17 protein-coding genes and 3 tRNA genes are annotated in these 20,579 nt (G+C 63.4%); 11 read left to right on the forward strand and 9 right to left on the reverse strand.

The genetic code is table 11. The features are described 5' to 3' along the window. The 5 genes from lon to VKM35_RS11760 all read left to right on the forward strand — a co-directional run. A partial coding sequence (lon, locus tag VKM35_RS11740) for an endopeptidase La (protein ID WP_324321207.1) occupies positions 1 to 1,950 on the forward strand: 1,950 nt, incomplete at its 5' end. A 206-nt stretch (positions 1,951 to 2,156) separates the two neighbouring features. Further along, positions 2,157 to 2,429, forward strand: a complete 273-nt coding sequence (locus VKM35_RS11745) for an HU family DNA-binding protein (protein WP_324321208.1) — start codon at positions 2,157 to 2,159, stop codon at positions 2,427 to 2,429. Positions 2,430 to 2,440: 11 nt separating this feature from the next. After that, positions 2,441 to 2,515: transfer RNA gene (locus tag VKM35_RS11750), tRNA-Val, on the forward strand. 25 nt (positions 2,516 to 2,540) lie between these two features. Further along, positions 2,541 to 2,617: transfer RNA gene (locus VKM35_RS11755), tRNA-Asp, on the forward strand. A 79-nt stretch (positions 2,618 to 2,696) separates the two neighbouring features. After that, a complete protein-coding gene (locus VKM35_RS11760; RefSeq protein ID WP_324321209.1) occupies positions 2,697 to 4,643 on the forward strand; it encodes a SurA N-terminal domain-containing protein in 1,947 nt (648 codons plus the stop codon). A 97-nt stretch (positions 4,644 to 4,740) separates the two neighbouring features. Here the strand turns inward: VKM35_RS11760 and VKM35_RS11765 are convergent, their stop codons facing one another. The 3 genes from VKM35_RS11765 to gloB form a co-directional block, all read right to left on the reverse strand. Then, on the reverse strand, positions 4,741 to 5,535 hold the full coding sequence (locus tag VKM35_RS11765; RefSeq protein WP_324321210.1) for an enoyl-ACP reductase: 795 nt from the start codon (positions 5,533 to 5,535) through the stop codon (positions 4,741 to 4,743). A gap of 77 nt (positions 5,536 to 5,612) precedes the next feature. After that, a complete protein-coding gene (locus VKM35_RS11770) occupies positions 5,613 to 6,836 on the reverse strand; it encodes a transglycosylase SLT domain-containing protein (protein WP_324321211.1) in 1,224 nt (407 codons plus the stop codon). Next, positions 6,833 to 7,603 carry a hydroxyacylglutathione hydrolase gene (gene gloB / locus VKM35_RS11775; protein ID WP_324321212.1) on the reverse strand — a complete coding sequence of 257 codons (771 nt, stop codon included), beginning with the start codon at positions 7,601 to 7,603 and terminating at the stop codon, positions 6,833 to 6,835. Before gloB ends, VKM35_RS11770 begins: the two co-directional genes overlap by 4 nt. A gap of 45 nt (positions 7,604 to 7,648) precedes the next feature. Here gloB and VKM35_RS11780 point away from each other — a divergent pair, with 45 nt between their 5' ends. The 4 genes from VKM35_RS11780 to VKM35_RS11795 are packed head-to-tail and all read left to right on the forward strand — an operon-like array spanning position 7,649 to position 11,114. Beyond that, positions 7,649 to 8,347 carry a methyltransferase domain-containing protein gene (locus VKM35_RS11780; RefSeq protein WP_324321213.1) on the forward strand — a complete coding sequence of 233 codons (699 nt, stop codon included), beginning with the start codon at positions 7,649 to 7,651 and terminating at the stop codon, positions 8,345 to 8,347. 15 nt (positions 8,348 to 8,362) lie between these two features. Then, on the forward strand, positions 8,363 to 8,815 hold the full coding sequence (gene rnhA, locus VKM35_RS11785; protein WP_324321228.1) for a ribonuclease HI: 453 nt from the start codon (positions 8,363 to 8,365) through the stop codon (positions 8,813 to 8,815). After that, on the forward strand, positions 8,812 to 9,537 hold the full coding sequence (gene dnaQ / locus VKM35_RS11790) for a DNA polymerase III subunit epsilon (protein ID WP_324321214.1): 726 nt from the start codon (positions 8,812 to 8,814) through the stop codon (positions 9,535 to 9,537). The genes rnhA and dnaQ overlap by 4 nt, the downstream gene beginning before the upstream one ends. A 56-nt stretch (positions 9,538 to 9,593) precedes the next feature. Beyond that, positions 9,594 to 11,114, forward strand: a complete 1,521-nt coding sequence (locus VKM35_RS11795; RefSeq protein ID WP_324321215.1) for a serine/threonine-protein kinase — start codon at positions 9,594 to 9,596, stop codon at positions 11,112 to 11,114. Positions 11,115 to 11,244: 130 nt separating this feature from the next. Here the strand turns inward: VKM35_RS11795 and VKM35_RS11800 are convergent, their stop codons facing one another. Beyond that, positions 11,245 to 11,946 carry a PP2C family serine/threonine-protein phosphatase gene (locus VKM35_RS11800; RefSeq protein ID WP_324321216.1) on the reverse strand — a complete coding sequence of 234 codons (702 nt, stop codon included), beginning with the start codon at positions 11,944 to 11,946 and terminating at the stop codon, positions 11,245 to 11,247. Between the two features lie 41 nt (positions 11,947 to 11,987). Continuing rightward, positions 11,988 to 14,600: an autotransporter domain-containing protein gene (locus tag VKM35_RS11805; protein ID WP_324321217.1), complete on the reverse strand. Its 2,613-nt coding sequence runs from the start codon at positions 14,598 to 14,600 to the stop codon at positions 11,988 to 11,990. A gap of 174 nt (positions 14,601 to 14,774) precedes the next feature. Here VKM35_RS11805 and VKM35_RS11810 point away from each other — a divergent pair, with 174 nt between their 5' ends. Both VKM35_RS11810 and VKM35_RS11815 read left to right on the forward strand, forming a co-directional pair. Then, complete coding sequence (locus VKM35_RS11810) at positions 14,775 to 16,760, forward strand: caspase family protein (RefSeq protein ID WP_324321218.1); 1,986 nt, start codon at positions 14,775 to 14,777, stop codon at positions 16,758 to 16,760. A gap of 16 nt (positions 16,761 to 16,776) precedes the next feature. Continuing rightward, positions 16,777 to 16,866 (forward strand) — tRNA-Ser (locus VKM35_RS11815). A gap of 122 nt (positions 16,867 to 16,988) precedes the next feature. Here the strand turns inward: VKM35_RS11815 and VKM35_RS11820 are convergent. The 4 genes from VKM35_RS11820 to VKM35_RS11835 all read right to left on the reverse strand — a co-directional run bounded on the left by VKM35_RS11820 (position 16,989) and on the right by VKM35_RS11835 (position 20,519). Next, positions 16,989 to 17,606, reverse strand: coding sequence for a phosphatase PAP2 family protein (locus VKM35_RS11820; RefSeq protein WP_324321229.1), 618 nt, complete (start codon positions 17,604 to 17,606; stop codon positions 16,989 to 16,991). A gap of 67 nt (positions 17,607 to 17,673) precedes the next feature. Further along, positions 17,674 to 18,642: a HAMP domain-containing sensor histidine kinase gene (locus VKM35_RS11825; RefSeq protein WP_324321219.1), complete on the reverse strand. Its 969-nt coding sequence runs from the start codon at positions 18,640 to 18,642 to the stop codon at positions 17,674 to 17,676. Positions 18,643 to 18,881: 239 nt separating this feature from the next. Then, the gene (locus tag VKM35_RS11830) at positions 18,882 to 19,565 is read right to left on the reverse strand and encodes a response regulator transcription factor (RefSeq protein ID WP_324321220.1); all 684 of its coding nucleotides are present in this window, start codon (positions 19,563 to 19,565) and stop codon (positions 18,882 to 18,884) included. A 39-nt stretch (positions 19,566 to 19,604) separates the two neighbouring features. Continuing rightward, positions 19,605 to 20,519, reverse strand: coding sequence for an isoprenylcysteine carboxylmethyltransferase family protein (locus tag VKM35_RS11835; RefSeq protein ID WP_324321221.1), 915 nt, complete (start codon positions 20,517 to 20,519; stop codon positions 19,605 to 19,607). Positions 20,520 to 20,579 lie beyond the last annotated feature (60 nt).

Consider the following 20,579-nt stretch of genomic DNA (forward strand, 5'->3'; position numbering starts at 1 on the left):
GTCGCCGACACCATCGCCGCTCATCTTGGTGCCCGGCTCGCCGACAAGCAGCGCCTGCTGGAGACGCTCGACGTCGGCCAGCGCCTGGAGATCCTGATCGGCCTGGTCGACGGCGAGATCGACGTGCAGCAGATCGAAAAACGCATCCGCGGCCGGGTCAAGTCGCAGATGGAGCGCAGCCAGCGCGAGTACTACCTCAACGAGCAGATGAAGGCGATCCAGAAGGAGCTCGGCGATCTCGACGAAGCGCCGAACGAACTCGACGAGCTCGCCAAGAAAATCGCGTCTGCGGGCATGCCGAAACCAGTCGAGACCAAGGCCAAGGCCGAACTCAACAAGCTCAAGCAGATGTCGCCGATGTCTGCCGAAGCCACCGTCGTGCGCAACTATCTCGATTGGCTGCTGGGCGTGCCGTGGAAAAAGCGCAGCAAGATCCGCAAGGATCTGCGCGCGGCGCAGCAAGTGCTCGATGACGACCATTACGGTCTGGAGAAAGTGAAGGAACGCATCCTCGAGTACCTCGCGGTGCAGGCGCGCGTGAAGCAGATGAAAGGCGCGATCCTCTGCCTGGTCGGGCCGCCCGGCGTGGGCAAGACTTCTCTGGGGCAGAGCATCGCCAAAGCGACCAATCGCAAGTTCGTGCGCATGTCTCTGGGTGGCGTTCGTGACGAAGCCGAGATCCGCGGCCATCGCCGCACGTATATCGGCTCGATGCCGGGCCGGATCGTGCAGAACCTCAACAAGATTGGCAGCAGGAATCCGCTGTTCCTGCTCGACGAAATCGACAAGATGAGCATGGATTTCCGCGGCGATCCGTCGTCGGCGCTGCTGGAAGTGCTCGATCCAGAGCAGAACCACAGTTTCAACGACCACTATCTGGAAGTGGATCTGGACCTGTCGGACGTGATGTTCGTTGCCACTTCCAATTCGATGAACATTCCGGGCCCCTTGCTCGATCGTATGGAAGTGATCCGTATCCCCGGCTATACCGAGGAAGAAAAACTCGGCATCGCCGAGCGCTATCTGCTGCCCAAACAGATGAAGGCGAACGGTCTCAAGGAAAACGAACTGGCGATCGACAAATCGGCGCTGCGCGACATCGTGCGCTACTACACGCGTGAGTCGGGCGTGCGCAATCTTGAGCGCGAAATCGCCAAGATCGCGCGCAAGGTGGTGAAGGAAATCGCGCTCGCCGGTCCGCTGCCGGTCAAGAAAACCGGCAAGGGCGCCGGTAAGGCGATGCAGGTCACGGCGAAGAATCTCGACAAGTATCTCGGTGTGCAACGTTTCGATTTCGGTCGCGCGGAAGCCGAGCACGAAGTGGGTCTGGTCACCGGGCTGGCCTGGACGGAAGTCGGCGGCGACCTGCTGCAGATCGAGGCATCGCTGTTGCCGGGCAAGGGTCAGTTGATCCTCACCGGACAGCTGGGCGACGTGATGCAGGAATCGGTGAAAGCCGCCTACAGCGTCGTGCGTGCGCGCAGCGAGCGCCTGGGCCTGGACTCGGAGTTCCACCAGAAATTCGACACGCATGTGCACGTGCCAGAAGGCGCCACGCCCAAGGACGGCCCCAGCGCCGGCGTGGCGATGGTGACAGCGCTGGTGTCGGTGCTGTCCGGTGTGCCAGTGCGCTCGGATGTGGCGATGACCGGCGAGATCACCCTGCGCGGTCGAGTGCTGCCGATCGGTGGTCTGAAGGAGAAGTTGCTGGCGGCGCTGCGCGGCGGCATCAAGCTGGTGATCATCCCGGAAGAGAATCGCAAGGATCTTGCCGATATTCCGAAGAACGTCACGCAAGGCCTTGAGATCGTTCCGGTGAAGTGGATCGATCAGGTGCTCGATCTGGCCCTGGTGCAGCCGCTGACGCCGCAATCGAGTGACGCCCCACCTGTTGCCGAAGCGGTGGAGGACAGCGGCGAACACGCAACGGAGAGTGTTCGTCCGCATTGATCGAGAAACTGCGTGGGGCCCGCAAACCCGCGAAAAATATGGCTCTCGCGTATTGCACGCAGAAATTTGCACTGGTATAAATCCCTGCAACCGCTGCACGGAAGAATTTCCAGATGCGGCACAAAGAGGATCGGATCGGTGCAGCGCGCGGCAATACAGGATCCGGTAACACAAATCGCGGGAACATCCCGCCCAGGGAGTCAATAATGAACAAAGCAGATTTCGTTGCGGCCGTTGCTGATGAAGCGGAACAGACCAAGGCCGATGCTGGTCGCGCTATCGATGCAATGATCGAAGTTATCAAGAAGGCACTCAAGAAGGGCGAAGACGTGACTCTCGTCGGCTTCGGCACCTTCTCGGTTCGCAAGCGCGCCGCGCGTCAAGGTCGCAATCCCCAGACCGGCGAGACCATCAAGATCAAGGCCTCGAAAAATCCGGCCTTCAAGGCTGGCAAAGCGCTGAAGGATGCAGTAAACTGATCGTCTCGCCAGGGTGCTTAGCTCAGCGGTAGAGCGTCTCCCTTACACGGAGAGGGTCGGGGGTTCGAAACCCTCAGCACCCACCAGCTTTACACCTTGGCAATGAAACGCGGAGTGGTAGTTCAGTCGGTTAGAATGCTGGCCTGTCACGCCGGAGGTCGCGGGTTCGAGTCCCGTCCACTCCGCCATACCCCCGAGGGCGCCTAACAGGCGCCCTCGTTTTTTGCGGCGCCGTTGCAAGCGGCCCCGCCCAAACGGCCAAACATCATGCTTCAGAGCATTCGCGAAAAGACTTCCGGCTGGATCGCTACCATCATCCTCGGGTTGATCATCCTGACGATGGCGTTTTTCGGCATCGAGTCCTACCTGACGCCGAAAGTCGAAACCTACGCCGCAAGGATCGAAGGTCCGGCGAAATTCCTGGGGCTGTTCAAACCGACGGTCGATGTCACCAGCGAAGAATTCCGCAAGCGTTTCGAGCAGGTCCGCCAGCAGCAGCGTCAGGCGCAGGGCGAGGCCTTCAACGCCGGCGAATTCGAGAAGGTCGAAAACAAGCGTCTGGTGCTCGACGAGTTGATCGACGAGGCCCTGCTCAAGATGGTCGCCAAGCGTGATGGCTTGGTGGTGCCGCGCTCTGCGGTGCAGAAATCCATCATGGGTGTGGAGGCTTTCCAGGCCAACGGCAAGTTCGACGCCAATCAATACCAGCTGGCACTGCAGATGCAGGGCTACACGCCGCAGCAATTCCAGGACATGGTCGAATCCGACATCGCCCAGCGCCTGCTGCCGTCGCAGCTGGCGGCCTCCGCCTATTCCAGCGGCGCGGAACTCGACAGCTACCTGCGTCTGGCGCAGCAGACCCGCGACGTGCAGTTCCTCGATCTGCCGCCGCCATCGATGGCCGATGCGCCGCCGACCGAAGCCCAGCTCAAGGCTTGGTATGACAGCCACGCGGTGCAGTACCGCAGCGAGGAAAAAGTCGCGGTGGAATACGTCGAGCTCGATGCCACCACGCTGCCGATGAACATCGGCGTCGACGAGCAATCACTGCGGGTGAAGTACGAGCAGGAAAAATCGCGCTTCGGTACGGAAGAACAGCGCGTCGCCTCGCATATTTTGGTGCAGGTCCCCGACAAGGCGCCGGCGGCGGTTGCCGATGCGGCGTTGGCCAAAGCCCGCGACATCGCCACCAAAGCGGCATTGCCGGGCGCCGATTTTGCGGCGCTGGCGCGCCAGTACAGCGATGACGCCGGATCCAAGGATGCTGGTGGCGATCTCGGCCCGGTCAGCAAGGGCGTGTTCGGCGACGCTTTCGACAAGGCTTTCTTCGCATTGACCAAGGGTCAGGTGAGCGCGCCGGTGCGTCTGCCCGATGGCTGGCACATCATCCTGTTCCGTGACAGCACGCCGGGCTCGCTCAAGACTTTTGACGATGTGCGCGCGCAGCTCGAATCCGAAGCATTGGAATCCGAGCGCGAAAAAGCCTTCAACGACATCCAGAGCAAGCTCGTCGATGCCGTCTACGCCGATCCGCAGCAACTGCTGAGCAGCGCCAAGAAGCTCGGGCTCACCGTCAATCGCACCGCGCCGTTCACGATCGCCTCGGGCGAGGGCATCGCTGCGCTGGAGCCGGTGCGCAAGGCCGCTTTCAGTGGCCCGCAGAAAACCGAGCGCATGGTCAGCGATCCCGTGGAAATCGGCCCGAACCATGTCGTGGTCCTGCACGTCATCGATGTGCAGCCGGTGGCGGCTATTCCGATGGCACAGGCGCATGACCGTGTGCTCGCCGATTTCAACAACGATCGCCTGACCAAGGCGGCCAAGGCGCAGGCTGATGCCATGCTGGCGCGCGCGAAGAAAGGCGAGAGCCTGGAGACGCTCGCGACGGGCGTCTCGCGCACCGTCGCCAATGTCCCGGGCATCACCCGGCAGGCACAGAATCCGCAGCTCGCGCCGTTGGTGAATGCCGCCTTCCGCCTGGCTGCACCTGCCGGTGGCAAGAACGATGTCGGTATCGCCAAGCTCGCACCCGATCACTATGCGTTGGTCGCGGTCACTGCCGTCACCGATGGCGACCCGGCGAAGGTCGATGCCGCCACGCGCAAGACCATGCTCGAGCAGATTGCCAAGTTGCACGGTGAAGTCGAGGCGCGTGCGTACGCCGAAGCGCTGCGCAAGGGCTTCAAGATCGAGGTTGCGGAAGATCGTCTGTAGGTTCTGCCGGCAACGCAGACGTCAGGAAAGCAAAAAGGCCCGGATCGCTCCGGGCCTTTTCATTGCGCGTGTTTCTTCGCGAAGTGGTGGCGAAAACTCAGACGCCTTCGATGCCGGTCATGCCGAGCACGTTGTAGCCGGCGTCGACGTAGGTGATCTCGCCGGTGACGCCGGCCGCCAGATCCGAGCACAGGAAGGCAGCGACGTTGCCTACATCCTCGATCGTGACCGTGCGCCGCAGCGGCGCGTATTCCTCGACGTGGTGCAGCATTTTGCGGAAGTTGGCGATGCCGGCCGCCGCGAGCGTCTTGATCGGTCCGGCGGAAATCGCGTTGACGCGAGTGCCTTCCGGGCCGAGGTTGAGCGCGAGGTAGCGTACGTTCGCTTCCAGGCTGGCCTTGGCCAGACCCATCACGTTGTAGTTGGCCAGCGCACGTTCGGCGCCGAGGTAGCTGAGTGTGAGGATGCTGCCGTTGCGGCCTTTCATCATCGGCCGGCCGGCCTTGGCCAGCGCGGCCAGGCTGTAGCTGGAAATGTCGTGGGCGATGCGGAAATTCTCGCGGGTCAAGCCCTGCAGGAATTCGCCATCGATCGATTCGCGCGGCGCGAAGCCGACCGAGTGCACCAGGATGTCGAAACCATCGGTCCAGTGCTTGCCGAGTTCGACGAAGACCGAGTCGATCTGCGCGTCGTCGGCGACATCGAGCGGCAACACGATGCTGGAATTGCAATCCTTGGCGGCTTCCTCGACGCGGGATTTCAATTTCTCGTTCTGATAGGTGAAAGCGAGTTCGGCGCCTTCACGATGCATGGCCTCGGCGATGCCTGTGGCGATCGAGCGCTGGCTGGCGATGCCGACGATCAGCGCGCGTTTGCCGCTAAGAAATCCCATGGTGTCTCTCCAGGTTGCGTAGTTTCAGGGCGCTAGTGTGAACGCGGCGACGCCATACCGCCAAGCATGGAGCCTGGTCAGGGCAGTATTTTCAGGGTCTGGCCCGGGCGCAGTTTCGCTTTCCGGCCAAGATTGTTGAGTTGCAACAGTTGCTGGATCGACAGGCCGTAATGCTTGGCGATCGTCCAGACGGTATCGCCTTTGCGTACGCGATGCGTCTGCGGACCGCCAGCATCGCCTTCTGTGTCGGCGAATTGCGCGGAGGCATTGTCGGGAACGGCCGTGATCAATTCGCCGGCCGGCATCAGCACCAGGCGTGGCACGCCGGCGACGATGTGTCCGGAACGAAAGCCCGGATTGAGCCGCTGCAGATCCGCCGCGTTGATGCCGCGGCTGTGCGCGACCTGGTCGAGGCTGTGCACGTCTTCGGCGATCAGCACCGCCGACAAGGGCAGGAACTCCTTCGCCAGCGGCAACTGCAGATTCTGCTGCTGCGGTTCGCTGATCAGGCAGGACAGTGCCTGTACTTTCGCGATGTAGTCGTACGTGATGTTGGAAAGGCCTTTGGGCAGGCGGCGCGCGCCGGAGGTTTCGCGGCTGCCATTGCGCTTGTAGGCTTTGAGCACGCGGCCTTCGCCGGCGTTGTAAGCCATGATCGTCGCCTGCCAGCCGTCGAACATGCCCTGCAAGGTCTTGAGGTAGGACAGCGCCGCGCGCGTCGACTCCACCGGCGACAGTCGCCCGTCGTAACCGGACTGGATATGGATGCCGTGATTGCGTGCCGTGCTGCCGATCATCTGCCACATGCCGGCCGGGCCGCCGCGGCCCATCGCATCGGGTTGATACCAGCTTTCGATGATCGGGATCAGCGCGAATTCCGCCGGCAGCTGATCGCGTTCGGTTTCGCGGCTGACGAAATCGAGCAGCGGCAGGATCTGTTCGAGATGTTGCGCGAACGCGCGCGGATTGCCGGCATAACGTTGCCGCCATTGCCGCGCGCTGTCGCCGGCGGCGCAGGCGTCGGGCGACAGATCCTGACGCAGGCGTGCAAACACGGTTTCGCCGCGCAAGGTGCCGTTCGCAGTTGTCGTCGGAACTTCGGCGGGGGCAGTGCCGGCGTTCGTGTCGGCCGGTGTTTCCGTGACTGCGGGCGAGGGCATGGTTGGCGACGCCGGTGCTTCAGTCGTCGGCGCCGGAGTCGCCGGCGGTGCTGCATGATCGGGTCTGATGGTTCCGGTCTGGCAGGCCGAGAGCAGCAGACTCATGCATAGCAGCAGGGGATAGCGGTAGCGGAAATTCATGCGCGGAATCCATTCTTCCATTCGCGCATTAGCGTGAATGCCTGCAGGCGATCGGCGATCATCGCGCCCGCGTGTTGTTCCAGGCTGGCACGCACAGCGGCGAGATCTGCACGCAAGAAAGGATTGCAGGCGCGTTCGCTTGCGATCGAACTGGGCAGGCTGGGCTCGCCGCGCGCACGCAGCTCGCGGACTTCCTCCAGGCGCGCATCGCGATCGCGGTTGTCGGGCTCGACGACGCGGGCGAAGCGGCCGTTGCTTTCGGTGTACTCGTGGCCGCAGCAGACCGTGGTTTCCGGCGGCAGTGCCGCCAGGCGGTCCAACGAGGCCAGCATTTGCGCGGGGCTGCCTTCGAACAAACGGCCACAGCCGAGACTGAACAAGGTGTCGCCGCAGAAGAGGAGGCCGCCGCCGTGGTAGGCGATGTGGCTAAGCGTGTGGCCGGGAATCGCCAGGACATCGAAGCTCAGGTCCAGTGCCTCGATGTGCACGCGATCGCCTTCGCCGACGCGATGGCTGGCCGCGAGAATGCGGTCATCGTGCGGGGCGAAACAGGGGATTGCGAATTTTTCCAGCAGCGCCGCCGCGCCCGCGACATGGTCCGGGTGGTGGTGGGTAAGCAGGATCGCCACGGGCCGAAGTCCGGCGGCGATCGCTTCGAACACCGGTGCTGCGTCGCCGGGATCGACGATCAGCGCCTCGCCGTGGTCGTTGGCGAGGGTCCATATGTAGTTGTCTTCGAGGGCAGGCAGAGGGCGTAAAGCAAGCACGCGCAGTGGGTGACCTGGCTGGCGGATTCCCGCAGAATCCCGACCATGCCCTCCGCCCGCGCCCGGCGTCAACCCGAAAACCGACCGGCAGACTGGTTCGGATGGGGCCCGGGCAGGACGCTGGTCGGCGAGGCCCAGCGCCAGACCATCCCGGAACTGACCCGGGTGTTTGGTCACACCGGCCTCTATCTGCGGCCCTCGGCGGAGTCCTCGCCGGAGCTGTCGGGCAACATGCTGGCGCGGGTGCTGAGCCTGCATCGTGTGGCCGGCGGTTTCGACGGCGTGTTTCGCTGCGAGGACGGGCAGCTGCCGCTGGCCGCGGACAGCCTGTCGCTGCTCTGCAGCTTGTTCGTGCTGGAAACCTCGGCGAATGCACCCGCCCTGATGCGGGAAGTTGCCCGCGTACTCAAACCGGAAGGAATCGCCTTGTTCATCAGCCTCAATCCCTGGAGTCCGACGCGCCTGCGCTGGGCGCTGCATGCCGGCGTCCCGCGCACCGCCAACGCCGTTGAAACCCTGGTCAGGGATGCCGGCCTGGAAGTGATTCGTCGCCGTTATGTCGGGCCGCGTTGGGCGAAGACGCAGGTCACGGCCGCGGGGCCGTTCGCGGCACCGCGACTGGAATGGTTCGATGGCCTGCGCGCCGCGTCGCTGGTGATCGCGCGTCGGCGCGAGGCGCCGCTCACCTTGCAGCGCAAGCCGATGCCGGCAGTCGGCATGCGTCCCGGCATGAGCGTGGGTTGAGCGATGACCGAGACGATCAAGCAAGTGCAGATCCACACCGATGGCGCCTGCCTCGGCAATCCTGGCCCCGGTGGCTGGGGCGCGCTGCTCAGACACGGCAAGACCGAACGCGAACTTTCCGGCGGCGAGCTCGATACCACCAACAACCGCATGGAGATGCTCGCCGCGATCATGGCGCTGGAAGCGCTGAAATCGCCTTGCGAGGTCACCCTGTTCACCGATTCGCAATATGTGCAGAAAGGTATCGGCGAATGGCTGCCGAACTGGATCCGTCGCGGCTGGAAAACCGCCGGCGGCGATCCGGTCAAGAACAAGGATCTGTGGCAGCGCCTGCAAGCCGCCGCCGCGCCGCATGCGATGCAATGGCGCTGGGTGAAAGGCCATGCCGGCGACCCCGACAACGAACGCGTAGACCAACTCGCGCGCAACGCGGCACAGAAAATCTCCGGGCGTGAGGTCACGCCATGAGGCAGGTAGTGCTCGATACTGAAACCACCGGTCTGTCCTGGGAAAAAGGCAATCGTGTGGTCGAGATCGGCTGCATCGAGTTGCTCGAGCGCCGTCCGACCGGCCGGCATTTTCAGCGCTATCTCAATCCTGGTCGCGAGATGGAGCCGGGTGCGCAGGAAGTCACCGGCCTCACTTATGAGTTCCTGTCGGACAAACCGCTGTTCGAACACATCGTCGAGGAGTTCCTCGACTTCATCCGCGGCGCCGAACTGATCATCCACAACGCGAGCTTCGACGTCGGCTTTCTCGATTCCGAACTCGCGCGCGTCGGCGCGCAGCACGGCCGCCTGCGCGAGCACGCGACGGTGCTCGATACCCTGATGCTGGCGCGCGAACGCTATCCGGGCCAGCGCAATTCGCTGGATGCGTTGTGCAAGCGCCTGGGCGTGGACAACGGGCACCGGAAACTGCACGGCGCGCTGCTCGATGCCGAGTTGCTGGCCGAGGTCTATCTGTCGATGACCGCGGGTCAGGGCGACCTCGGCCTGAGTCTCGCTGCGGCCGCGACGCCAACCCCCAACCAGGAAAGCGTGGTCGTGCTGCCGACCGGCGAACGTCTCGTGCAGCGTGCGAATGCAGAGGAAGAAGCCGCGCATCGTGCCCGCATCGAAAAGATCGCCAAAAAGGCCGGCGGTCGCGCGGCTTGGCCGCTGGCGGAAGCAGACGCGGTGCCGACGTGAGCGGCGACGGCGCGCTTTGTGGATAATCGGGCCACGAACGCCGCACAGGGGACAGCGTGAACGCGACCGTACTTCTCACTGCCGTCGATATCGATATTCCCGGCTACCGCATCCTGCGGCCGATCGGCGAGGGCGGCATGGCCTCGGTATTCCTCGCCGTGCAGCAGTCGCTGGATCGCGAAGTCGCGTTGAAGGTGATGTCGCCGGTGCTGGCGGCGAATGCCGAATTCGCCAGCCGCTTCATCGTCGAAGGCAAGATCACCGCCAAGCTGCAGCATCCGAACCTGGTGACCGTGTACGACATCGGCAGCCACAACGGCGTGTACTACCTCGCCGCCGAATACATTCCCGGCGGCACGCTCAAGGAGCGCATCACCGAGGGCGGGCTGAGCGTCGGCGAGATCCTCGACATCGCGTCCGACATCGCGCAAGGCCTGGATTTCGCCCACCAGAAGGGTTTCGTGCATCGCGACGTGAAGCCGGGCAACGTGTTGTTCCGTCTCGATGGCCGCGTCGTGCTCGCCGATTTCGGCATCGCCAAGGCGATGGACGGCAGCAACAGCTCCACCGTCGCGGGTTCGTCGATCGGCACGCCCGATTACATGAGCCCGGAGCAGGCGCGCGGCGAGTCGGTGGATGGCCGCTCCGATCTCTACAGCCTCGGCACCGTGCTCTACGAAATGCTGGTCGGCACGCCGCCATATCAGGCCGGCGATCCGTTCACCGTCGCGCTGATGCATGTCACCCATCCCGTGCCCGAGCTGCCCAGTGAGTACGCCTGGCTGCAGCCGATGATCACCGGGTTGATGGCGAAACTGCCGGGCGAGCGCTTCAACACCGGTGCGGCCTTCGTCGAAGCACTGCACAAGCTGATGGCGACGGCGCCCGAAGGCATCAACCTGCAGCAGTCGACGCCGCGCAAGGTCGGCAGCGGCAGCGCTCGCATCGGCGGCAGCTCGGCGACGCAGCAACGCACGCGCGTGAGCCTGTCGCAGGAAGGCACGAAGTCGTCCTGGTTCAAGCCGGCGGCAATCGGTGCGGCGGTATTGGTGGTGGCGGTGACCGTGTGGCAGTTGTATCCACGCGAGGCGCCGGTGTCGCCGAACAGCGCGACGACGAAGATCGATCCGGGCGTGGTCACGGCCAACGATCCTCCTGCAGCGACCGGCCTGAGCACGAGTTTTCCGACCCAAACCGCTGCGGAAGCGCTGGCGCCTGCCGAAGTCGACAATCTGCTCACGCAGGCCGATGCCTATCTGGAAATCGGCACGGTGAAAGATCCGGGCAAGCAGCTGACTTTCCCCGAAGACGACAGCGCGCTCGGTCTCTACCGTCGCGTGCTCGCAGCACAGCCCGACAATGCGCGTGCCAAGGCCGGCGTCGCGGCGATCGTGAGTTTCTTCCGCAGCAAGAGTTACGAATTGTGCAAGCTCGAGCTCTGGGCGCCCTGCGGCGTGACCGCGCGCAACGGCCTGGCGATCGACCAGGGCGACGAAACACTGATCAAGCTCAACGCCGCCGCTGCGCTGGGAGAATCCGGCGAGAAACCGACGCTGCCGCCAGAACCGGCGAAGTGATCGTGCGTTTGCAGTAGCGGCGGGTAGGAGCGCGGTAGGAGCGACGCAAGTCGCGATTTCTCTCCGTTGCGAAGATCAATCGCGACTTGCGTCGCTCCTACATGCCGCTTCTACGACGTTGCACCCAACATCACACCCGTCGCAGCAACACCACGGTGACGTTGTCCGAGCCGCCGCCATCGAGCGCAGCCGAGACCAGGTGGTCGACGCATTCCTGCGCGGACAATTCGTTCTGCGCCAGCAGCGAGGCGATCATCGCGTCGTTGACTTCCTCGGTGAGGCCGTCCGAGCACAGCAGGATCTGGAAGCCCGGGCGCAGTTCGCCGGAAATGGTTTCAACCTTGAGCGCATCGGGATCGGTCACGCCCAGGGCCTGGGTGACGACGTTGCGATGCGGATGCGTGCGCGCCTGCTCCGCCGTGATCGCGCCCTGGTCGATCAGTTCCTGCACATAGCTGTGGTCGGACGAGAGCTGACGCAGCTGGCCGTTCCAAAGATAGGCGCGGCTGTCGCCGACCCAGGCGAGTTCGAAGCGGTTTTCGTCGAGACGCAGCGCGACCATGGTCGTACCCATCGGCAGGCTTTCGGCGCGGCGTTTGGATTGCCGGATGATGTCCTCGTCGGCGCTGCGGATCGCTTCCTTGAGCGTGTGCCCGGCGCGCACCTCGCGCACCACCGCATCGCGGGCCAGCGCGCTGGCGACCTCGCCGAACTCATGGCCGCCCATGCCGTCGGCGACCAGCCACAGCCCAAGTTGGGCATCACCGTAATAGGTGTCCTCGTTGTGCTCGCGGCGCAGGCCGACGTGGCTGAGGTGCCCGAACTCGATCATCCGATGATCCCTTTCTCGCTGATGGCCGACATCATTCCGCTTTAGAACTCGATCCGCAAACCCAGCGCCAGATTGTCCTGGCTGACGCCGTCCTTGCCGACGAGCTTCTCATAGTAGAAGAAGCCGGAGCGGCCATGGGTCAGGACCATCGAAAGGCCCAGGCCGATGCGATAGAAATCGGTATCGGTGCGGTCGCCGTGGATGGTGAACGGGGTCGAGGTCGGGTCGTAGAGAAAATGCGCTTCGACGGCGGCCGGGTCGCTCTTGAATTCGTGCTGCCACTCAAGCTGCAGGTGCGGGATCAGCACGCCCCAGCTGGCGCTGTGCGCGAAGGTGAGCTTGCCGCCGACCACGCTGCTGAGCGAAGTGACGTTGCGGGTGTCGACCACCAGCGCCAGGCCGCTGCCGGGCAGGCCGGGCAGCAATTGCTCGGTCATCGAGTCGAAGGTCTGGCGCGTGTACATGCCGCGCGCATACGGCCCGAAACCCCAGGCGCCCTTGTTGAAGTCGCGTCCGAAGCTCGCCGCCAGGCTCAGGCTGGTGCCGCCGGAATTCGCATTCGAGAACTGGTTGACCACGGTCGTGGTGCCGCCGGGCAGGATGAAGGCGTAGTGCAGCCAGCGATCCATGTCGTAACTGTTATGGCCGTAGGTGAGTACGGCATCCGAGTACCAGCTGTCGGCGTGGTAGTAGGTGCCGTAGCCGGAAACGCTCCAGCCGGACGTGTTGAGATCGCCCTCGGCGCTGGTGAGTTTGTTGTCCTGCTTCGTGTAGCCGAGCGTTGCGCCGAAGATGAGCTTGTCGGAATAGCGGTAGTCGACGCCGGCGGTCAGGCCCTTGATGTCGAACTTGTAGGCGGGGTCGTCGATGCCACGGTCACTGTCGCCGCGACCGATCGAGCCGGCGGCGAAGAAACCCCAACGCGAGAAATCGGCGCCGACTTCCTTGCTGCTGTCCTTGTCCGCGTCATCGGCGAGCAGGGTGTCGAAGAAACTGCCCAACGGCACCGAGCCGTGGCCATTGTTGAGCGCGAGGCCGCCGAAGCTGACGCCGTGTGTGCCGCTGCGCAGCGCGGCAATACGCACCTTGATGTTGTCGAACTGCGCCTGCGAGGCAAGACGGCCCGACATCGATTGCACCAGCGCGACGTCGGCATACAACTCTTCAAGCGCGGCGGTGACGCCATTCGGATCGCTGCCCAGTCCCGCGATCAGGTCGTTGCAGCGCTGGCGCAGGTCGAGGAAATTCGGATCGGTGCTGGGGATGTTGGCGAGTTGCGGACAGAATTGATCGATGGCCGTGGCGACGGCGCGGCCAGCAGGCGTGAGGTTGGGCAACAGGCGCAGGCTTCCGGCATTGACGGTGAAGTCGACGAAAGCAGCGAGATTATCCGTGCGCGCAGCGCGGACGGTGATGGTGCCGGTCGTGGCAGGCAGCGTGAGTGAGGCGCCGGTGTTTCCCGCGGCGTTGGTGGGCGCGGCCGCCGACAGCGTGCCGGTGCCGCTGGTGATCAGGTAGTTGATGGTGATGCCTGCGGTCGGCACGCCGTTGTTCTGCGCCTGCACCGTCAACGGCAACGGCAGCGTGGCACCCGGCGCACCGGTCTGGTTGTTGCCGCTGACCAGCGTAAGCGTACGCACGATCGCGGTCACGGTGATGGTGAACGTGGTGCTGCTGGGGAAACAGAAAGTGCAGGTGGTCAGCGCTGTCACCGTATACGCGCCCGGCACCGTGGCGGTGATCGTGGCGTTGCTGTTGCCGCCGACCGTGGTGGTGATGCCGCTCAGGACACCGTCGCCGCCTGCGGGTTGCGTGATGTTCCAAAGGATCGTGCTGCCGTTCGGCGCGGGAACCGTCGCGCCACCTAGTCGTGCAGTCATCGTGACCGGCGTGCCGGCAGGCGTTGAAACAGCTGCTGGCGAAACGGTCGACATGCCGCTGGCTTCGACCGTGATCGTATAGGTCAATGCCGGGATCGAGGGGCAGGCAGGATCGACGGCAAGAACTGGACAGACGACGGTCGCGGTGACCACGTAAGTGCCCGCGATGGCATTGCTGTAGACCGCGCTGACGTTGCCGCCGACCGGTGCGACGGTGCCGATGCCCGAGAAATTTACGGAATAGGTGCCGGGGGCGCCATTCGTCTGGAGATTTGCGGTGAGCGTTGTCGCCGTCTGCACGTTGGTCGTCGCTGCTGCTGGCGAGGTCTGTACGAAGACGTGGTTGTTCAAGGTCCCGAACGTGAACGTCAACAGCGAGCCGGGGCCGCAGCCAGCAGTGGAGCAGGTGACATCGACGGTGCCGGTGCCGCCGGGCACGGCGCCGAGGTTCACGGTGAACGAGGTGTTGGTCGCGAATGGCGCGCTCCAGACTCCCGTGGACAGCGACGCAGTTGGGCCTGTGGTGTTGCTCGTGATGTTGATGTTGCCGTTGACGGTCGGCGCGCACGCGGTCGCCGTGGTGAAGGTGAATGTCACTGTTCCGCCGGCGGGGCCATCCTGCGTCGTCGCGCTGACGGCGTTGATGTCGCAGGACTGCGCGAACGCCTGACCGCAGAAACTGCCCAGCAGCAACAGCGTCAGGATCAGGAAGCGGGTGACCTGTGCGCTTGCGGAACGCCGTGTCTGTCGGATACCAACGGTGTTGTCGGTCATCGCTTTTCCCCTGAAATACCGTTATAAATCCCCGACCGAGTATAGCGGCAGACGCGCCGCTGCAAAGGGTTTGGCGCGCGCCGCGTAGCTTTCCAGGAGCCACGCCAGATGAATGCGAGCAACCGCTGTCCGATACTCTCCCGCCTTTCCGTTCTTTGCGCGACGAGCTTGATAGTGATCGGCTCGGCCCTGCCGACCGAAGCGCCACGCGCTGCCGTCAAGAACGCCGAAGACCTGCTCATCGTCGATTGCCTTTTGCCAGGGCAGATCCGCTCCCTCGGATCGCAGGCGCACTTCCTCAGCGCACGCCGGCCGATCCGCACGACCCAGGCCGATTGCCAGATCCGCGGTGGCGAATACGTCTCCTACGATCGCGCCAATTATCAGACAGCCTTGAAGGTCTGGATGGATCAGGCGATGGCCGGCAGCGCCGAGGCGCAGAACAACGTCGGCGAAATCTATTCCAAGGGCCTGGGCACCGAGCCCGACTACGGCATGGCTTTCCAGTGGTTCAAGAAAGCCGCCGATCAAGGTTACGGACGCGCCAAGATCAATCTCGGTTATCTCTACGAATCCGGGCTCGGCGTTCCGCAAGACACCGCCGCTGCGTTGAATCTCTATCGCGAAGCCTCCGGACTCAAGGATGAGTTGCTGTACGCCTCCGTCGTCGAGGTGCAGCTCAAGGCCAAGGACGAGAAGATCGGCAACCTGCAAGGCCAGGTGCAAAGCGAACAGGCCAACTCCGAGCAGTTGCGTCAGCAGGTCAAGCAATTGCAGCAGGAACTCGCCGAGCGCCGCCGCGCCCTGCAGGCATCGCAGCAGCAATTGCAGCAGACGCAGGACAAACTTGCGCAGGCCAAGCAATCGAAGAACAGCGAATTGACGCGCTTCCTGGAAAACCAGTTGCTGACGCAGGAACAGCAGATCAATTCGCAGCGCTCGCAAATCGCTTCGATGGAGCAGAGTGGTACTGGCGCCGGCAACACGATGTTGGCGGGCGCACCGGTGACGATGGAAATTCTCGATCCGACTTTCGTCGCTACGCGCGGTCGCAACACCGCCGTCGTTCGCGGTGTCGGCAAACGCAAACTGGTCGGCCGCGTGAGTTCGGCGAAAGCGATCGCCAAGATCACCGTCAACGGTGTCGCGACGCCGGTGGCGGAGAACGGCAGCTTCAGCGCCGATATCGACGTCGCCGCCGGCGGTACGCCGGTGCAGGTTGCCGCGCTCGATACCCACGGTGGCAAGGCGCAGCTCGATTTCACCATCATTCCCAGCGTCGGCGGTGCGGCTTCGGCCTCGATGGCTTCCGGTACCACGTCGGGCATTCTGCCCAAGGACGTGAAGCTGGGTCGTTTCTATGCGGTGGTGATCGGCAACAACACGTATCGCGATGCCGGCTTCCCGGCGCTGAAAACCGCCGCCAGCGATGCCACGGCAGTGTCGAACGTATTGCGTGACCGCTACGGTTACCAGACCACCTTGCTGCTCAATTCCAGCCGTCTGGAAACCCTCACCGCGCTCAACGAGATGCGCGAGAAACTCGGCCCGCAGGACAACCTGCTGATCTACTACGCCGGCCACGGCGAGATCGATGGCGGCCGCCAGGGCTATTGGGTCCCGGCCGATGCTGTGGCGGGCAACAGCAAGACCTGGATATCGAACGCCGCGATCAGCGACATCCTCAATGCGATGCCGGCCCGGCACGTGCTGGTGGTCGCCGATTCCTGCTACTCCGGTGCGATGACCCGCGCCTCCGCGCCCAGCTTCGATGCCGGCTCGATGCCCGCCGACAAGTGGGGCACCTGGGTCCGGACGATGGCCAATGGCCGCTCGCGCACCGCGCTCACTTCCGGCGGCGTGCAGCCGGTGCCGGACGCGGGTTCGGGTGGCCACAGCTACTTCGCGAAGGCATTCCTCAACGCCTTGCAGGACAACAACCGTCTGGTCGAGGCGCAGCGCGTGTTCCAGGAGGTACAGACCTCGCTCGCCCTCAACGCCGCCAAATCGGCCTTGCCGCAGCAGCCGCAATACGCGCCGATCCGCTTCGCCGGCCACGAAAGCGGGGAATTCTTCTTCATTCCCAAAGGCGCAGCGACGGCCGCCGTCGACAATTCCCGCAAGGCCTGGCTAGCCCTCGCCACCCCGGAGCGTCTATAATCCGCCCTCGACTTCTGGAGAGGTGGCAGAGTGGTCGAATGTACCTGACTCGAAATCAGGCGTTGGTGTAAGCCAACCGTGGGTTCGAATCCCACCCTCTCCGCCAAAATAAAAAGGCCACCCTCGGGTGGCTTTTTTATTTTGATGAAGTGGGCGGGTAGTACGGAGAATCCACTGGGTTCGACTGATCGGCAGGCCATGGTGCCTCTGTATTTTCGAATACCAACGCTAGAAGGATTTCCTGTAGCCGAAAATGAACCCGCCGCCCGGCAATACACCGGCGATGAAAGGGGTTTTCCGATGATGGGCATACACCCCGAAAGCGGCGCCGATGCCGGCGCCAACCAGAACATCGCTTTGCCAATGGCCATGCACCTTCACGCGTGCGACGGCGTCGTAGGCCGGCAGAAGTGCCAGTCCATACACCCAGGGATGATCGCCGCCGTATTCCGCAATGAACGGGGTCACCACCGCGGTGATTTCGGCAACCTCGCCACTTGGAAAGCTTTGATGACCCTTGCCAGAGAAAAAACTGTTCGGGTCGGGGTTTTCGCTGGGTCGCTCGCGCGAGAACCCATATTTCATCAGGGTAGTCGTGCCTGCCGTAAATGCCATCGAATCCAGCGCTTGGTCGAACGTGCGGCCAAGCCGGGAGTCGCTGTCGACGAACATCGCGCCACCGATCACCGCAACGGCGGCGCCTGCGGCCAAGCCGGTCTGGTTGCTTCGTTTCCAGATTCCCGAGTCGTCATATTTCACAAGATGATCGATCAGCAACGGACCGTCGTTGGCAAATGCGGAAGCGGGCGCCAATAGCACGAGAGACAGGAAAGCACGCGGCAACATATTCACGGTGCACCTCCGGTGGAGTGGATGAAACGGCGAGTCCTGCGCGGCGATGTCGCTGGCTTGTTCATGGGATTTCGATACAGATCCTCAATCCATCATTTGGCGATATGCGCTGCGTCAGGACCCAGCCCAATCGCCGCGACAATCGTTCGACGAAGACAATCCCGATGCCGAGATCGCTGCGACGGATCGATTCGGCGTCCGTCTGCGTCGAGACCGGTTGCGAGATCGTCACGCCCGACCCGGAGAAATCCACGCGCCACGTTGCGCCCGGTGAGGCAGTCAACATTCTCTGAAACAACACGTCGAAGATCGCGGAGATCCAGCGGCGATGCCCGCGCAGATTTTCTGGTCCCGTGCCGCGGAGTTCGACGGTTCGCAGCCGTTCCGGATCGGCTGCAGTGATGCGTTCGAGCGAACGCTGGCAGATCTCGTGCAGATCGATCGTCTCGACATCGTCGGGTAGCCCGCGCGCCGAGAGCAGCAATGCTTCCAGCAGCGTGGCGAGTTCGAGAATGCTGCGATCGATCCGGCTCAGCTTGCTTTTCTGGCCGGCCGACGTTTCGGGATCGTCTTTGAGAACTTCCACCGCGCCTTGGATCACCGCGATGGGCGTGCGCAACTCATGGCTGGCATCGGCGAAGAACCGGCGTTCATTGGCATCGGCGTCGACCAGTCGCTGCTGATATGCGTCGACCGCGCCTGCGAGTCTGCCGATCTCGTCCCGGCCGTGGCCGGCCGCGAGATTTGTCGCCACCGGTGTTAGCGGAAGCGACTCGACGGCCTTGGCCAGACGAATGACCGGCGATATGGTTTTTGCCGCCAGCAACCAGCCGAACCATGCCGAAAGAATTGCACCGAGAAAGACGACGATAAGACTCACACGCTCGATGTAACTTTCCAGCGTCTCGATCCTGCCAGCGTCGATGACGAACACCAAGCGCTGGCCGCGTCCGGCATAGACACCAACATGCACGCCTTCATGGCCGGGAAGATCCATTTCATGGCTGCCCGGGTCGAGGCCGCGGAACACCAACGGTGCCTCGGCCTGTCGATAGACGCTGAATTCCGGCGATCTTGGCAGGGCCATTTCGGGATTCTGCGTCACCGCTTTCAAATAGGTGTCGGCCTGCCCGTCCATCAGGGCATCCACCAGGATGTCCTCGTAATCATCGGCGACGAACGTCGTCAACGCCGCAAATCCGATGCTGAGCACCAGCCCCATGATGCCGAAGGCCAGCGTGACCCGGGAGCGCAACGAAAGGCGAGCGATCACATCGCGTCTCCTATGCGATAGCCGACGCCATGCACCGAATGGATCAACGCTTGCGCGAAAGGCTTGTCGATCACGGCACGCAGGGAATAGATGTGGGTGTGCAAGGCGGCCGAGTCTCCGCCTTCCGCGCCCCAGACAGCGCGCAGCAATCGTGGCTTGTCGACCACGCCGGGCGCATGGCGCAACAGGCATTCGAGAAGTTGCGCCTGCGTGCGGGTGAGGATGATCGTGCGGCCGTCCCTGCGCGCGACCAGCGCCTGCGGATCGAACTCCAGGCCGTAGGCGGCAAGGGGGCGGTTGGGCAGCGGCTGCCCGCGGCGGGCGAGCACTGCGACGCGCGCGGCCAATTCCTTGAGCGCAAAAGGTTTGACCAGATAATCGTCCGCGCCTTCGGCAAATCCCTTGAGCTTGTCGTCCAGCGTGTCGCGGGCGGTAAGCATGATGACCGGAACACCGCGTCCGGATTCACGCAGGCGTCGGCACAGAAGCAGACCATCGAGTCGCGGCAGGCCGATGTCGAGAATGATGGTGTCGTAGTCGTTGCGCATCGCCAGACGCAGCCCGACCTCGCCGTCGGCGGCGTGATCGACGACATTGCCGCGCCGCGCGAAGTAGTCCCAGATGTTGGCGGCCAGATCGGCTTGGTCTTCGACGATCAGGATTTTCAGGGCGTTGGTCATGTTTGCGGATGGCGTGAGTCGGGTGACGGGGCTGGCCCGCTACCGGCCCTTGACCCGCAGCAACGAGGTATATCTTTTCAGCGAGCGCAACGTGGCCCAGACCAGCATGGCAGCACCGAGCAGCGCGATCCATCGCGCATCTGCCTGCAAGCGGCCGAAAGCCACCCACTGCCTGGTCACATCGAGCAGGAACATGCTGGCGAATATCGCGAAAAAGCCATTGTATTCGCGGCGCAGGACGTTTTTCAGGGAAAACCCGAGCGCGGGTCGGACCCAGCCGGAGAAGCGCGGAATGAAGGCTGGCGTGGCGACCGACCAGGCCGCGAGCGCCGCCCCGAAAGAAGCTTCGAGGAATGCTTCTTCCGCCGCCATGATCCGCTCGTAGTAGAGCCAGAAGGACGGAACATACAGCAGGGTCAGCCACAGCGAGCCGGCAAAAAGCACGACGCCGAGCATCAGGAAAAAGTTGCCCAGATACAGCGGATGCCGGACCAGCGAGTACATGCCGGTGGTGTTCAGCGCTTGTGCGATCTGTCTTTTTGCGGTGCGCCCGGAAGTTCCGGCGGGTGTGTGGCCGATGGTGATCGCACGAATCAGCAGGCCGATGCTGCTGACCAGCAGGCAGGCTACGTCCCAGCGCAGCGAGTCCTGTCGCTGTGCGGCGCTGGTGGCGATGGCAAGCGCTGATACCGCCAGGATCAGCACGGGCAGGTATCCTCGCCAACGGAACAGCCAGCGCCCCTGCCGTTCGATGTCTTCGACGATCAGCATGCGTGGACCAGCCCGCACAGGCGATGAAATGGCGGAGCTGGTTCCATCGATGATCCCGGCGGTTGTGGCAGCGCATGAGTTCGGATGCGCTGGCAATTTTGCGACGCGGGGCCGTAACACTTCCTCAGGCAAATCTGTGTTGCGCGTTAATCGCCCGTCGCTAAGCCGGTCACAAGGCAGCATTCGGCAGGCCGGGGCTTGGGCTGCGCGTTCTCATCAGGTAGCGTGCGCTTAACGTTTGGC

This window comes from Arenimonas sp., assembly GCF_035312645.1.
GTDB lineage: Bacteria > Pseudomonadota > Gammaproteobacteria > Xanthomonadales > Xanthomonadaceae > Arenimonas.

Bases quoted from the DNA above. Each gene is read 5' to 3' on its own strand.
- VKM35_RS11745 (WP_324321208.1), top strand. From the start codon at position 2,157: ATGAACAAAGCAGATTTCGTTGCGGCCGTTGCTGATGAAGCGGAACAG.
- VKM35_RS11760 (WP_324321209.1), top strand. From the start codon at position 2,697: ATGCTTCAGAGCATTCGCGAAAAGACTTCCGGCTGGATCGCTACCATC.
- VKM35_RS11765 (WP_324321210.1), bottom strand. From the start codon at position 5,535: ATGGGATTTCTTAGCGGCAAACGCGCGCTGATCGTCGGCATCGCCAGC.
- VKM35_RS11770 (WP_324321211.1), bottom strand. From the start codon at position 6,836: ATGAATTTCCGCTACCGCTATCCCCTGCTGCTATGCATGAGTCTGCTG.
- VKM35_RS11780 (WP_324321213.1), top strand. From the start codon at position 7,649: ATGCCCTCCGCCCGCGCCCGGCGTCAACCCGAAAACCGACCGGCAGAC.
- dnaQ (WP_324321214.1), top strand. From the start codon at position 8,812: ATGAGGCAGGTAGTGCTCGATACTGAAACCACCGGTCTGTCCTGGGAA.
- VKM35_RS11800 (WP_324321216.1), bottom strand. From the start codon at position 11,946: ATGATCGAGTTCGGGCACCTCAGCCACGTCGGCCTGCGCCGCGAGCAC.
- VKM35_RS11805 (WP_324321217.1), bottom strand. From the start codon at position 14,600: ATGACCGACAACACCGTTGGTATCCGACAGACACGGCGTTCCGCAAGC.
- VKM35_RS11820 (WP_324321229.1), bottom strand. From the start codon at position 17,606: ATGTTGCCGCGTGCTTTCCTGTCTCTCGTGCTATTGGCGCCCGCTTCC.
- VKM35_RS11830 (WP_324321220.1), bottom strand. From the start codon at position 19,565: ATGACCAACGCCCTGAAAATCCTGATCGTCGAAGACCAAGCCGATCTG.
- VKM35_RS11835 (WP_324321221.1), bottom strand. From the start codon at position 20,519: ATGCTGCCTTGTGACCGGCTTAGCGACGGGCGATTAACGCGCAACACA.